Raw genomic sequence first — 12,789 nt, forward strand, 5'->3', positions numbered from 1 at the left:
AAACCTTGCCCCTTTCATTACACCTTTTGAAGCATCGCCTCTGTCACCAGAGCTTGCACAGCACAAAAATGCTCTGGGCTGTCATAGGAATGAACGGCACCCTCTATATAGTGCAACTGTGCATTTCGAAAATTATTTTTATAACGCAGGGCTGTATCCGGTGTCACCGCCGTGTCGATGGTTCCCTGAATAATCGTAACCGGCCCCTCATAGCGGGAGGATACCTCCATCACGTCAATCCCATTCCCATCCTCAAAGAATTTGCGTCCCAGGACCAGCGAACCGCGGCCGCAGCTTCCCGTCTCCATATACATCTTTTCCATCTTCTTATGAGTCGAAGTGGCCGGAGAGATCAAAATCAGGCGTTCCAGCTTCTCTGGTATGGTACCTGCCACATTGGCTGCCACAAATCCCCCCAGGCTAAAGCCCAATAAGCTGATCCGCTTTGTGTCAATCTCATCCAGGCTCTCCGCAAAGTCCACAATTGCCAGACCATCTTCAATCTCCGTTTTGGGGGTAACATCCGCAAAATCGCCGTCGCTTTCCCCCGTTCCCCCAAAATCAAACCGCAGGCTTGCCACTCCTGCCTCCGCCAACCCCCTGGAAAGCCTGGACAGCAGAAAATATTTTTCCGATTTACATCCCGTAAAGCCATGAAACATAAGCATCACAGGCGGTTTTTTCCCATCTTCCAAAGCAGTGTTCGGAAGCTCCAAAAATCCCCTCAACGTCAGGCCACGGCTTACTGTCTCTACATATTTCTTCATCATGCATTCCTTTCCTGCATTCAAAAAGGGGGCTGCAAAATTCATCTTGCTCTGTGGCACCCCTCCTTGCTCCATTTAGAAAAGTCCAATCAGGGTTCCCAAAATGCTTACTATGATAATGCCAAGCAGTATTGTATTGGGCTTAATTCCTTTTCGCACCAGCTTGTAAAGTCCAAAGGTCACAAACAGCGGCAGCATCTTGGGCATAATGCCGTTCACTACGTCATTCAGTGCAATAGCAGAATCCCCGGACCCAATGGTGATTCCAAGGTTCAGGCTGACCATAGAGGCGACCATGCCGCCGATTACCATAAGACCAATCATGGAAGCTGCGGAAAATACTTTCTGCATCACGCCAGACTTCTCCATTTCCATAAGGAAATTCGTACCCATGCCATAGCCCACTTTCAATCCATAGTAGCGGCACAGCACATTAGGGATATTAAACAGCAGTAAGAAGATAATGGGAGCCAAAACATTTCCCCCCATCGCCAGGGAACATGCAATTCCTGCCGCCAAAGGGCGAAGCGTTCCCCAGAATACGGAATCTCCAATTCCCGAAAGGGGTCCCATCAGTGCCGACTTCACAGCACTGATCGAGCTTTTGTCAAAATTCTCATCCTTTGCTCCCTGCTCTTCCATGGCCGTAGACAACCCCATCACAAAGGGAGATACCATAGGTGTTACATTGAAGAATTCACTGTGCCTTTTCAGTGCGTCCGCAAGAAGTGTCTTTTCCGGATAAAGCTTTTTCAGTACCGGAATCATGGAATATACATAGCCCTGATTCATCTGTCGCTCATAGTTAAAGGATGCATTAATGGTAAAGGATCTCCAAAATACCGAATTTAATTCTTTTTTTGTAATGGTTGTTTCATTAGAAGTCTTCATCTTCAGCCACCTCCACTTTGTTATTTCCATTCATAAGCAGTAATGCAATCATTGCACCCAAAACCGCAATTCCGAGAACCGGCATCCCCAGATAAGCCGCAAGAACAAATCCGATGATAAAGAAAGGAGCCACTTTTTTATTCAGCAGCATATTTACCAGCATTGCAAAACCAAGAGCAGGCAGAACACCACTGGCTACGGAGAGACCATCCATTACAAACTGGGGAACCATCGCCAGAAAGGCTTCTACGGCCGGACTTCCTGCCTGGAAGCAGATTGCAATAATCACGGCCATCACCGCCGCATAGGACAGAAAGCTGAGCATATGCATTCTTGCGACACCTTTGTAATCACCTTTCTCCGCATATTTGTCACTGATATGCAAAAGTGCACCCCGGACCACCAGGTAATATGTATTCTTCACCAGCAGAGCTACCGTAGCAATGGGAAGTGCCAGGGTAACAGCCACATCTGCTCCCGCACCGGAGGTAATGGCAAATGCGGTTCCCAGAATCCCCCCTGCCGTAATCTCCGGCGGCAGAGCAGCTCCAATGGCCTGGCTTCCCATAAATGCCAGCTCCAGAGTTGCTCCTACACTTAATCCTGTCTGTATATCACCTAAAATCAGGCCTACCAACGGCCCCATCACGATAGGCCGCTGCACCATGGAGTTTCCGATTCCGCATTCCAGAAAACCAAAAAAAGCAGCAAGTCCTACTAAAATTGTATTTAACATTCTCTCTTCCTCCAAAATCTTTTTATTTTTTGTATGTTACGGCTGTGTCACTGGGCACTGCCTGAATAAACACATGGATTCCCTGTGCGGAAGCTTCCGTGAGCTTTGCATCCTCCTCATCCGTCAGATTAACCATTTTACTGACAGAATGGGTCTCAGGCGTTGCCTTTGTTCCTCCCAGATTGATGGACGTGATCTGGGGACATTCCGTTGCCAGACGAACTGCGTCCGTCACATTGGACACCACGATCATCAACTTATAGCTGTCCGTCTTTCCCGAGTTGATGGCTTCAATGGAATCGTCTATTCCCTTGATAACCAGCTTTACTCCATCCGGCTTTCCAAGCTTTAAGGTTGTCTTACGCAGTTCATCTTTTACCACCTTATCATCCGCTACCAGAATGCAATCCGGATCCAGAATATTCCTCCAGCTAAATACCACCTGGCCATGCAACAGACGGTGATCAACCCTCAACAATTTAATCATCTGATTTTCCTCCTTTTTTTCCTCAAAAATCTTCTTCCACAGAATCCTTTTCATTTTCCATATAGGAAATCTGTTCTCTGGCTGCCTGAATGCTCTCGGCAATCAGCTTCTCGATACTGTCCTCTCCCATAATCAGATTCAGCACCAGTGCGGCATTCATACCTGCAACCACATACACGTTCGGCAGCATCCTGTACTGAGACATTTCATTGTTGACACTTCCTCCTAGGAGATCCGTCACAATCACAAGTTCCTCATCTTCATCCCTATTTTTCATATAGGCATCCATGTAGGCTTTCAAGTCGGGTATCTCCTTTGTATAAGCACCGATTGCCTGAATATCATCCCTGGCCCCGGCAATCATCTCAATGGTATTCTTCATTCCGTATGCCAGATTTCCATGAGATGCAAGCAGGAATTTTCTCATGCTTCACCCTCCTTTCTCTCGCTGTTCTGCTTGTTGCCATTAATCTAGCACAAATTTTTTCGGGAAAAAACCCTTTGGAGACCCTTTTATCACAACAGCTCTTTTCTTGTCACAAAGCCTGTGAAAAGCCGCTTTCTAACAGACACTGGAATCCGTTTTCGACACTGTTTCGACACTGTTTTCGTCAAAAGAAAAAGGCGAACATTTTGCTTAAACAAAATGCCTGCCTTTTCCTTTTAACCACCCGGTTTATTGCCAGCGTATAAATTGCTTTCTCCTGATGCCATTAACCGGCTTCGTGATAGATATAGTCCCACACATAATGGATCTCACTGATAGGAAGTTCCACCCCGTAATGATCCGTGATATTGCGAAAACAAATACGCACCGTGTCTATAAATTTTTTTTGCTCCTTTACGAAAACCTCCTCATCCATATGGCTCATAATCGGTGTCTTTTTAACCAGACGTTCCACCAGGCAACTTATGTGAATATTAAGCCCAATCACTGTCTTTGCGGAAAATCGGCGGCCAAGGGCAATCTGAAGCTGCTCCAGCGTCTCATCCACAAACTCCAGCACCTTATCCGCATTTAAAATCGTAAGGTACTCAATCACATTCTGCAGGGAAAAATTCTTAAGCAGATTCCGATGAAACTGTTGAAGCTCCTGTTCATCCAGATATTCTGACAGATAGCCTTTTACCGTCTCAATCTGCTTAAAGGAAATAATATCCTCCAGATAAACAAACGGAACCTCCATAAGTGCCGGATCTGCCATACCGGCACAGAACAGAATATGGTACTGGGACTGAAGTCCGGCTGTCTGACTTCTCAGATCCTCATAATCATAGCAAAGCAGACGGAGTTCTATCTGCCTGGGAATACTCCGCAGAAACAGCTGAGACACTTTTCGGGCAATGTCATTTCCCAGTTCGCTGACAAAGAGGATGGCTTCTTCTTTTTTCTTTTTTTCAATAATCCGGTAGGATACCGTATTCCCTTCCTTTGCTTTCTCAAGAAGTTCTGGCAGAGGCATTCCCGCCAACACTTTGTCGCCCACATCCAAAGCAAGGCGGGTTGACACATTGTTTACAATGCCAAGAGTTCCGTCAAACTGGATACGCAGCATGGAATCAATAGTTTCCAGAGAACCAATGTCAACCATAATAATCACATTTCCATTCAAGGCTGTTTCCAGATAGCATTCAATCTGCTCCACCACCACAGAGGTTTTAGTTTCTATGGGCATATCGATAGCGTCAAAAATCCGTTTTCCGCAAATCTGATTTACCACATCTGCAATACTGCTTGCCGTGGAATAGCCATGGCACACCACAAGGACTCTGGTATTCAGCCCATGGATTCGATCCTGATTCTGGCAGATCTTCAGCAGGAGCAATAGCTGTTCCCCCCTCTCCAGGGTAAGCTCCAGATGCTTTTCTGCAAGGCTGACTATCTCCTCCATAATGCCATATTCCCGTCTGCATTCTCCCTGAAGATATTGCTGCAGCTCCAACAGGCTTTCCTTGCCCTCCTGCATCTGCCCGCTCCCGCCCATATTATTACGCATCCGGTTATAAACAATGCGGGACATCACCAGAGCAAAATTTGAACTGAGAGAAGCATCATACCTCTGGTTCATATCCTGAAAGATCTGCGTCAGCACCTGTTCCGTTACACGTATTTTTTCATTGGAATAGTTTTTTTCAAATATCATGTAATCGAAATAACTGTTCACGGTCTCCCGATTCTGTTTCATCATGGCTTCAAAGGACAGCTCCCCCTGCTTCATCTGCCGGTAGCTTTCCAGCAGACTCTCATACAGAAGCTGCTCTTTGTCAGAATTTATATGGACATTGAGCTGATCTATATCCAGCAGTTCCGAATCTTTCCCTGCCTTTCCCATAACCCCTCCGAAATGATCAGAGAGCCGTGTCCCACGAAAAAGCTCCTCCGGCAAGTGTACCACCTGGACGGATAGCTTCTTTTCCTCCTCACTTCCCTGAAAAGCATTCATGCAGCTTGCCTGCACGCAGGACTTTAGCTGGCTGATATTTCTGTCATAGCGGTAATTCAACAAAAGTTCCAGGACCCTCCGGCTAATGCGGATTGGACGGTGGATACGCAGAGATTCCTGTTTATAATAATGAACGATCATCTGCTCCTTTTCGGCCAAAGAGCGTTCCTCCAATGGGAGCAGACGCACGATTACCGGAATCTTTTCCAGAAGCAGGCGGCTCATAGTCTCAAAGCTTAAAAGCGACGTAGAAAAAAATACTCTTCTGCCCTCCATATGCATGGCAATTCGATCCTGCAATTCTCTACCCAGGCAGTTAATATCCTTAAAATATATTATGTCAGCAGTCTTTGTTCCCAGCAGGCCTTTGCTGTTTTCATCACCGAAAAGGACCTTTACCGCTTCTGCCGGTGCATTTACATAGGAACGGCAGGAAAACAAACGGAACTTACAGTCCTCCGGCTTAATCAGTCCCTCATCGACCACATACTCATAGGTCAGCTTTGCCAAAAGACTCTTTCCCGTTCCCTCCTCACCGGAAAAAAGCAGTGGAAGACCCCCGGGGGGATAATTGACTGCCATACGGCACTGGGAGATCTCGTAGCTAAGTCCGGCATCACTGCCCACTGCTTTGGCAAAATTCTTTTTCCTCATGGACAAGCGGCGAATCGCTTCCTTTAACTCCCCAAGGCTTTCAAAGGTGCTCTGGTTAATTCGGATATGGTATTCGTTCTCCAGTACCTCCCGGTTGAGAAAATATACGGGCCTGGAATTTGTTTTGAGCAAAAGCCCCTCCTTAGCAAATTCATTCAAATACTGGCTGGCGGAATTCCTGCTGATGTTCAGTGCTCCGGCCAAATGATTGGCCGTAAATACCTCCGGAGTAACCTTAGGAAACTCCTGTGTCCGTTTACTAATATATTGCAGAACGCCTTCCTGTGTCTGATTTAGTCTTGTCCGCATCCAGTCACCTGCCTTTCCTCTATATCATACCAAAGCCCGGCCTCCTTCATCAAGTCCATATAAGGCTTTGAGGGAAAATATTCCGGCGAGAACACTCCCGCACCTTTCCAAATTCCTTTCCCCAAAAGTTCGATTCCGAGGGCCGCCCCGAAGCCAGTCTGGGCCACCACCGCCTGCATGCCCCAGGTTTTCACGGATTCTTCGTTATCAAAGGGCTGATAGATAAAGCATTCCTTTCGTTTTCCGTCTTTTTTCCCGATACAGTGAACACCCACGCACATACCGCCCGTCATTTCGGCACCGATGTCCTTGGGCTGAGGGGCACAGGCCGCTACCACGTCTCTGGGGATGACCTTGACACCGTCCACCTCTATGGGCTTGGTGCTGCGAAGCCCCAGGGCGTTAATAACTTTTAATGCATTCAGCAAATTGTCATCCAGTGCAATCTTAAAGCTGGCCTTTTTGAGACCGTATTGCGAGAGATAACGGGGCATGGTTACAACCTCCTCGTGCTCTACTTTCACCAGCCGGTTGATGCCATAGGGCTCCGGCATCCGAAATTCCTCTTCCCCGGCAAATGCGTCCTCGATCAAAAAGCCATTTTCCAGACTCCACTCCGCATTGGGATTCATCACCTCATCCAGGACCGTCCACACGTTAAAGCCAAATTCTATGACATCCTTACGGTTCCCAGGCTCCTCCAAGTTTCCTCCGTCCTTTACATGAACTTCCCACAGTTCATCAAAGAGATATTCTGCCGCATATTTGGCAAATACGTTGACGACACCCGGATCAATGCCAAGACAGATGCAGGCGGTAAGTCCTTTTTTCTTCCACTGCTCATGACGGTCGAAGTTATATTTTGTCATGGGTTCCAGATAGCTGCCCTCAAATCCGATTCCAAACTCCGGATGCTCTTTGGGAACGGACCAGGTACCCATACTTCCATAGTTTGCTCCCGCTTCATAGGCAGCGTCAAAAATATAATTGCTCACAAAGGGAGATGCTGCATCCATAACAAAATCAATAGCATGTTCTTTCATCAGACACACCAACTCTGATTTCTTATGAGCATCCACACAGGCCTCTTCATAGATTGTGCACTTTTTCTGACTTCTTCTGTCCATGAACATCGCTCGGTTCTCTGCCATTTTGCTCTCGGAACCCGGCCAGGCCCTGAGATGCTCCAGTACTTCCTCGGCACGCTCCCTGCTGTAATCAGTGATTAAGACATATTCCAGCCATTCTCCTTTGGGATCCCGCTTTTTCAGTACCTTTAAAATACATTCTCCTACTGCTCCTGCTCCTACCAGCATCATTCTCATAATCCAAATCCCTCTTTCCTTTCAAAACACATTGGCCGAACTCTAATTATTTACCCCGCCGGGCACGCTCAAAAACTTCCGTTTTTTCGCTATGCGGCTGTCGCCGCATAGCCAGGGATATACAGGCACCCTCTGATGTGCCAGCACCTCAGAGGGTGCCTGTATATCCCTGGCTGCCCGGCTCATAGCTATAAAAAAAAGAGAGACAAAATGCACTTGAGCATCTGTCTCTCTGTCCTTTTACCAGTTGGTTATAGCCACGTAGGCGGCGGTTTCCCGCTCTCTCCAGAGTTCCGTCGGATAACCTTCCTTTTGCCTGTCAGTTTCCACAAAGGAGCCGATCCGCTCCCCGTTTGCTTCTTCGGCGCTTTTTGTTATATCAAACAAAAAGTCTCTAGGGTTATCCTCTGCCGGTTTATATAACTGGATACATTATAACAGTTTTTTTGGATAAAAGCAAAATATTTATGCTTGTACCTTTGCCTCCTGCGCCACCCGGCGAATATCCGGAACAGCAAGCAGAATCGGATACAGCACGGCGCTGATTATCAGACCACCGATTCCCTGAATAATATTTGCCGGCACACTTGCCAGAGCTGCGGCGGTGCCATAAAGAAATATTTCACAGAGGAAATATCCCCCGGCTACCAAAACAATATCTGCCACACCTCCAAGAATGACGGCTATATAACTGCTTTTGGAGGTCTTTCCAACTTTTTGATAAAGCACTCCTGCCGCAAATGCAATCAGCCCCTTAATCACAAAGGTGATAGGCACATAGATAAAATATCCGCCAATCAAATCCGCCATAGCGGAGCCGATGCCTGCTGCCAGAAGCCCCCAGACCGGCCCGAGAATCACACCGGAGAGAATCACAATGGCATCACCAGGATGAATATATCCGCCCGTTCCAGGGGTGGGAATGCGTATGGACATGGTTGCAACACATGCAAACGCCGCAAACAGCGCTGCCATAACAATTTTTTTCAGCTTAGAATTCATAACAAAACCTCTTTTCTTTCCATGACTTTTTTGTTCTTTCACATTGTATTGCAGTTCTGGCTTGAACAAAATAGCCAGTAATGCAAAAATTAACCAGTCCAGTTTTGCCGTCTGTTTAACAAAAAAGAGACAAGCGCCATATACACCCCTGCCTCTTACTTATTTTTTCTTTACGTGTTTTCCTTTGTCAGTTTCTGCAAAAAGTTTGTTTCAATCACACCTTTAGCGAAGCCTTTGTCTATAACAGCACCTTTTCAATTCTGTAGGTATGTTTCCGTTTTCCAGCCTCAGCATTTTTGTCATAGCCGATTCCTATCGGCAGCGCCTTGCCGCCATAACCTTTCAGAGCATCCGGATATTGTTTCTCCCTAATCTGATCAATAGCACCATTTGCAGAAAACTCGTGGTATTTTAGAAATGCTTTGGTTCGTGCCAATTATAATGATTGGCAGAACGGAATCCATGAAACAACAAAATTTCTGGATATGTTTTTTGAAAATCTGTTGATGGGTAAGAATCATAAGTTGAAAAATCGATTTATGCAAATTGATTTTTAAATGGAATAGCTATTAAATAATACCCTCAACGGACAAGAGAACACTTACCCTGTCCATTGAGGGTTCCTTTTTATCCGCATCCCTTTCTTATGGCTGTATCACATCAAACAATTCCTTTACCGCCGGATAAATCTGCCGGAACTTCTGATACTGCTTCTCATAACGCTCCGCATTCTCCGGAATCGGCTCTACCGTATCCACAATCTTCACGATCTTAGAAGCAGCTTCCTTCACACTCGCATACTCGCCGCAGGCCACGGCTGCCAGCATGGCACCGCCCATAGCCGGCCCCTCCTCGCTCTCGGGAATATCTACCTTAATATTGAAGATATCCGCAATCATCTGTCTCCACAGGGGACTCTTGGCTCCGCCGCCGCAGATCTTGGTACGTTCAATCCGGATTCCCAGGGCCTTTGCCACCTCAAAGGAATCCCGAAGAGCAAAGGCAACGCCCTCCAAAACTGCCTGGGTCATATCCTCTCTTGTAGTATCCATCGTCATTCCCATAAAGGTTCCTCTTGCGTTGGGATTATTGTGGGGACTACGCTCCCCCATCAGATAAGGCAGGAAAAATACATTATTTTTCCCAAGTTCCTTAATCCCCGTCTGCTCGCCTGCGTAATCCCTGGTCTTAAGAATCTCGTCCATCCACCACTTATTGCAGGAAGCGGCACTCAGCATACAGCCCATCAGGTGGAAATGCCCGTCCGCATGAGCAAAGGAGTGCAGAGCATTGTGCTCGTCAACACCGAATTTCTCACTGGAAATAAAGATAGTTCCGGAGGTTCCAAGCGAAATATTGCAGCTACCGTCGCCTACGGTCCCGGTTCCCACCGCAGCAGCCGCATTATCCCCGGCCCCTGCCGCAATCTTCACATTTCCCGAAAGCCCCAGTTCCTCTGCCAGCTCCGGCTTCAGCGTTCCCACAACCTCATAACTCTCAAAAATCTTCGGAAGCTGTGTCTCCTTTATGCCGCAGATCTCCATCATTTCCCTGGACCAGCATTTATTTTTCACATCAAAGAGCAGCATACCGGAAGCATCTGACACATCCGTGCAGAAAGTCCCGGACAGCCGGTAAGCAAGGTAATCCTTAGGCAGCATCAGCTTCTCAATCCGTGCAAAATTCTCCGGCTCATGATTCCTTACCCAAAGCACCTTTGGTGCCGTAAATCCCGCAAACGCAATATTTGCAGTGTATTCGGACAGCTTATCTTTCCCAATCTCCTGATTTAAGTAATCCGTCTCCTCACCCGTTCTTCCGTCGTTCCAGAGAATGGCCGGGCGTATCACCTGATCATCCTTGTCAAGAACCACAAGACCATGCATCTGGCCGCCAAAGCTGATCCCTGCCACCTGAGACCGGTCGCAGTCTGCAAGCAGTTCCTTTAAGCCATCCAGGGACTGTGTATACCAGTCCTCCGGATTCTGCTCGGACCAGCCGGGATTGGGAAAATACAGGGGATATTCCCTGGATACAATTTTCTCAATCTTTCCTGTTCCATCCATCAACAACAGCTTCACCGCCGAGGTTCCCAGATCAATTCCTACATACAACATATAAAGCCTCCATTCCAGTTCCGTAACATCCTTTCCAATACACCCTAGCCTAAATCATTTTACAGCCATAAAAGCATATGTCTGTAAATCAATTTGTGCATTGCAAGGGACATTACTGTTTACAGTTCCGCAATATTACCACTTTCACAGGAGTTGCCGCAAAATAAGCCGGCAGGCATTTCCGATATCAGGTGTCCGGCTATTTGCGAACGCTATGTATGATATGAACGGACACTACCTCAAAAGCTGTTCAACTAACGAAAAGCTCCCAGGTGGTGTCCGTTCAGAGCATACAGAGTGTACGCAAATCGTCCGAACACAGATATGGAAATGTCTGCCGGCTTATTTTGCGGCAACTCCGTCCGCCATCAACACATTACCGTAATATCATCTCTCCATTTTACCCAAAAGGATTCTCCGTCTTATACAGCATCCCCTTAGGCTGATTGAAGCCAAGCTCATCCGGCTCCACACCCAGGTACTTAAATACCTCAAACAGCGCTTTCCCGTAATGCCCAAAAGCCACGGCGCCGTGATGAGGATAATTCCCCTCAATGAGTACATGGCGATAGAAACGTCCCATCTCCGGAATGGCGAAGATACCGATGGCTCCGAAAGAACGTGTCGCAACAGGAAGCACCTCCCCCTGTGCCACATATGCCCGCAGCTTGCAGTCAGCCGTACTCTGCAGACGGAAGAACGTAATATCGCCAGGCACAATATCGCCCTCCAGGGTTCCCTGGGTTACTTCCTCCGGCAGGCTTCTTGCCATGATAAGCTGATACTTCATGGAGCAGGAGGACAGCTTCTTGGAACAGGTATTGCCGCAGTGGAAGCCCATAAAGGTATCCCTGTGTGTATAATCGTACTTCGGTGCGATCTCTTCTTTATAAATATCTGCGGGAACCGTATTGTTAATGTCAAGCAGCGTCACCGCATCCTGGCTTACGCAGGTTCCAATAAACTCACTGAGCGCTCCATAGATATCTACCTCGCAGGATACGGGTATCCCACGCCCGGTAAGACGGCTGTTTACATAACAGGGAACAAAGCCGAACTGGGTCTGGAACGCCGGCCAGCATTTTCCTGCGATGGCAACGTATTTCCGGTAGCCCTTGTGCTCCTCCACCCAGTCAAGCAAGGTCAGCTCATACTGGGCCAGCTTGGAGAGAATCTGGGGTTTCTGGTTGCCCTCGCCCAGCTCTTCTTCCATGTCCTTTACCACATCGGGAATCCTGGGATCATCCGCATGTTTATTGAATGCCTCAAAGAGATCCAGTTCGGAGTTCTCCTCAATCTCCACACCCAGGTTGTAGAGCTGCTTAATGGGTGCATTGCAGGCCAGGAAGTTTAAGGGTCTCGGTCCAAAGCTGATGATCTTGAGACTGCTTAATCCTACGATGGCACGGGCAATAGGGAGAAACTCGTGTATCATGTCGGCGCATTCCTCTGCGGTTCCCACCGGATACTCGGGAATATAGGCACGCACGTTGCGGAGCTTTAAGTTGTAGCTTGCATTCAGCATGCCGCAGTAGGCATCGCCACGGCCCTGGATCAGGGAATCTCCCGATTCCTCGGCTGCCGCCACGAACATAACGGGACCGTCAAAATGCTTTGCCAGAAGTGTTTCGGATATCTCCGGTCCGAAGTTGCCCAGGTAAACTGCTAAAGCGTCACATCCGGCTTTCTTTACATCCTCTAAGGCCTGCACCATATGGATCTCACTCTCCACGATGCAGATGGGACATTCGTAAATGTCTGCTGTTCCGTATTTGTCCTCATAAGCCTTTACCAGAGCTTTTCTCCTGTTTACGGACAGAGATTCCGGAAAACAATCTCGACTTACTGCTACAATTCCCACTTTTACAGATGGAATATTAATCATAATATGTACCTCCTATTTAAAGTTCCGTAATATCCTTTCAGTACACCTTTATCTAAATCAAATTACAATCACAAGTCCATGCGCTTGTAATTCGATTTGTGCACTGCAAGGATATTACTGTTTTAAGTTCCGTAATATCCTTTCAGTACACCTTTATCTAAATCAAATTACA

The 12,789-nt window shown here is 47.3% G+C and carries 11 protein-coding genes and 1 pseudogene; 1 reads left to right on the plus strand and 11 read right to left on the minus strand.

Annotated features, from left to right (window positions below; all coding sequences use genetic code 11):
- Positions 1–17 precede the first annotated feature (17 nt).
- From VSQ61_RS08955 to VSQ61_RS08995, 9 genes are all read right to left on the minus strand, one after another.
- Positions 18–770 carry an alpha/beta hydrolase family protein gene (locus VSQ61_RS08955; protein WP_334344097.1) on the minus strand — a complete coding sequence of 251 codons (753 nt, stop codon included), beginning with the start codon at positions 768–770 and terminating at the stop codon, positions 18–20.
- A gap of 72 nt (positions 771–842) precedes the next feature.
- Positions 843–1,658, minus strand: a complete 816-nt coding sequence (locus VSQ61_RS08960) for a PTS system mannose/fructose/sorbose family transporter subunit IID (RefSeq protein ID WP_334344098.1) — start codon at positions 1,656–1,658, stop codon at positions 843–845.
- Positions 1,645–2,394, minus strand: coding sequence for a PTS mannose/fructose/sorbose/N-acetylgalactosamine transporter subunit IIC (locus VSQ61_RS08965; RefSeq protein WP_334344099.1), 750 nt, complete (start codon positions 2,392–2,394; stop codon positions 1,645–1,647). Before VSQ61_RS08965 ends, VSQ61_RS08960 begins: the two co-directional genes overlap by 14 nt.
- Positions 2,395–2,416: 22 nt before the next feature.
- Positions 2,417–2,881 carry a PTS sugar transporter subunit IIB gene (locus VSQ61_RS08970; protein WP_334344100.1) on the minus strand — a complete coding sequence of 155 codons (465 nt, stop codon included), beginning with the start codon at positions 2,879–2,881 and terminating at the stop codon, positions 2,417–2,419.
- A 22-nt stretch (positions 2,882–2,903) separates the two neighbouring features.
- Positions 2,904–3,308, minus strand: coding sequence for a PTS sugar transporter subunit IIA (locus VSQ61_RS08975; RefSeq protein WP_334344101.1), 405 nt, complete (start codon positions 3,306–3,308; stop codon positions 2,904–2,906).
- Positions 3,309–3,594: 286 nt separating this feature from the next.
- On the minus strand, positions 3,595–6,288 hold the full coding sequence (locus VSQ61_RS08980) for a PRD domain-containing protein (protein ID WP_334344102.1): 2,694 nt from the start codon (positions 6,286–6,288) through the stop codon (positions 3,595–3,597).
- Complete coding sequence (locus tag VSQ61_RS08985; RefSeq protein WP_334344103.1) at positions 6,273–7,613, minus strand: saccharopine dehydrogenase family protein; 1,341 nt, start codon at positions 7,611–7,613, stop codon at positions 6,273–6,275. Before VSQ61_RS08985 ends, VSQ61_RS08980 begins: the two co-directional genes overlap by 16 nt.
- Before the next feature lie 465 nt (positions 7,614–8,078).
- Complete coding sequence (locus tag VSQ61_RS08990) at positions 8,079–8,615, minus strand: ECF transporter S component (RefSeq protein WP_334344104.1); 537 nt, start codon at positions 8,613–8,615, stop codon at positions 8,079–8,081.
- 238 nt (positions 8,616–8,853) lie between these two features.
- Entirely contained in the window at positions 8,854–9,051 is a 198-nt protein-coding gene (locus VSQ61_RS08995) for a hypothetical protein (RefSeq protein WP_334344105.1), read from the minus strand.
- On the opposite strand from VSQ61_RS08995, the pseudogene VSQ61_RS09000 reads away from it, so the two are divergent.
- Positions 9,005–9,172: pseudogene (locus VSQ61_RS09000) on the plus strand (Fic family protein); the annotation flags it as partial. The gene VSQ61_RS08995 and the pseudogene VSQ61_RS09000 overlap by 47 nt on opposite strands.
- Before the next feature lie 87 nt (positions 9,173–9,259).
- Here the strand turns inward: VSQ61_RS09000 and xylB are convergent.
- Together xylB and VSQ61_RS09010 are read right to left on the minus strand one after the other, a co-directional pair.
- Complete coding sequence (gene xylB, locus VSQ61_RS09005; RefSeq protein WP_334344106.1) at positions 9,260–10,732, minus strand: xylulokinase; 1,473 nt, start codon at positions 10,730–10,732, stop codon at positions 9,260–9,262.
- A 400-nt stretch (positions 10,733–11,132) separates the two neighbouring features.
- Positions 11,133–12,617, minus strand: a complete 1,485-nt coding sequence (locus tag VSQ61_RS09010; protein ID WP_334344107.1) for an L-fucose/L-arabinose isomerase family protein — start codon at positions 12,615–12,617, stop codon at positions 11,133–11,135.
- Between the last annotated feature and the right edge of the window lie 172 nt (positions 12,618–12,789).

This window comes from Candidatus Merdisoma sp. JLR.KK006 (assembly GCF_036941035.1).
Taxonomy (GTDB): domain Bacteria; phylum Bacillota; class Clostridia; order Lachnospirales; family Lachnospiraceae; genus Laedolimicola.

Coding starts and splice junctions, on each gene's coding strand:
- VSQ61_RS08960 (WP_334344098.1), bottom strand. CDS start 1,658: ATGAAGACTTCTAATGAAACAACCATTACAAAAAAAGAATTAAATTCG.
- xylB (WP_334344106.1), bottom strand. CDS start 10,732: ATGTTGTATGTAGGAATTGATCTGGGAACCTCGGCGGTGAAGCTGTTG.
- VSQ61_RS09010 (WP_334344107.1), bottom strand. CDS start 12,617: ATGATTAATATTCCATCTGTAAAAGTGGGAATTGTAGCAGTAAGTCGA.
- VSQ61_RS08965 (WP_334344099.1), bottom strand. CDS start 2,394: ATGTTAAATACAATTTTAGTAGGACTTGCTGCTTTTTTTGGTTTTCTG.
- VSQ61_RS08985 (WP_334344103.1), bottom strand. CDS start 7,613: ATGAGAATGATGCTGGTAGGAGCAGGAGCAGTAGGAGAATGTATTTTA.
- VSQ61_RS08990 (WP_334344104.1), bottom strand. CDS start 8,615: ATGAATTCTAAGCTGAAAAAAATTGTTATGGCAGCGCTGTTTGCGGCG.
- VSQ61_RS08955 (WP_334344097.1), bottom strand. CDS start 770: ATGATGAAGAAATATGTAGAGACAGTAAGCCGTGGCCTGACGTTGAGG.
- VSQ61_RS08970 (WP_334344100.1), bottom strand. CDS start 2,881: ATGATTAAATTGTTGAGGGTTGATCACCGTCTGTTGCATGGCCAGGTG.
- VSQ61_RS08980 (WP_334344102.1), bottom strand. CDS start 6,288: ATGCGGACAAGACTAAATCAGACACAGGAAGGCGTTCTGCAATATATT.
- VSQ61_RS08975 (WP_334344101.1), bottom strand. CDS start 3,308: ATGAGAAAATTCCTGCTTGCATCTCATGGAAATCTGGCATACGGAATG.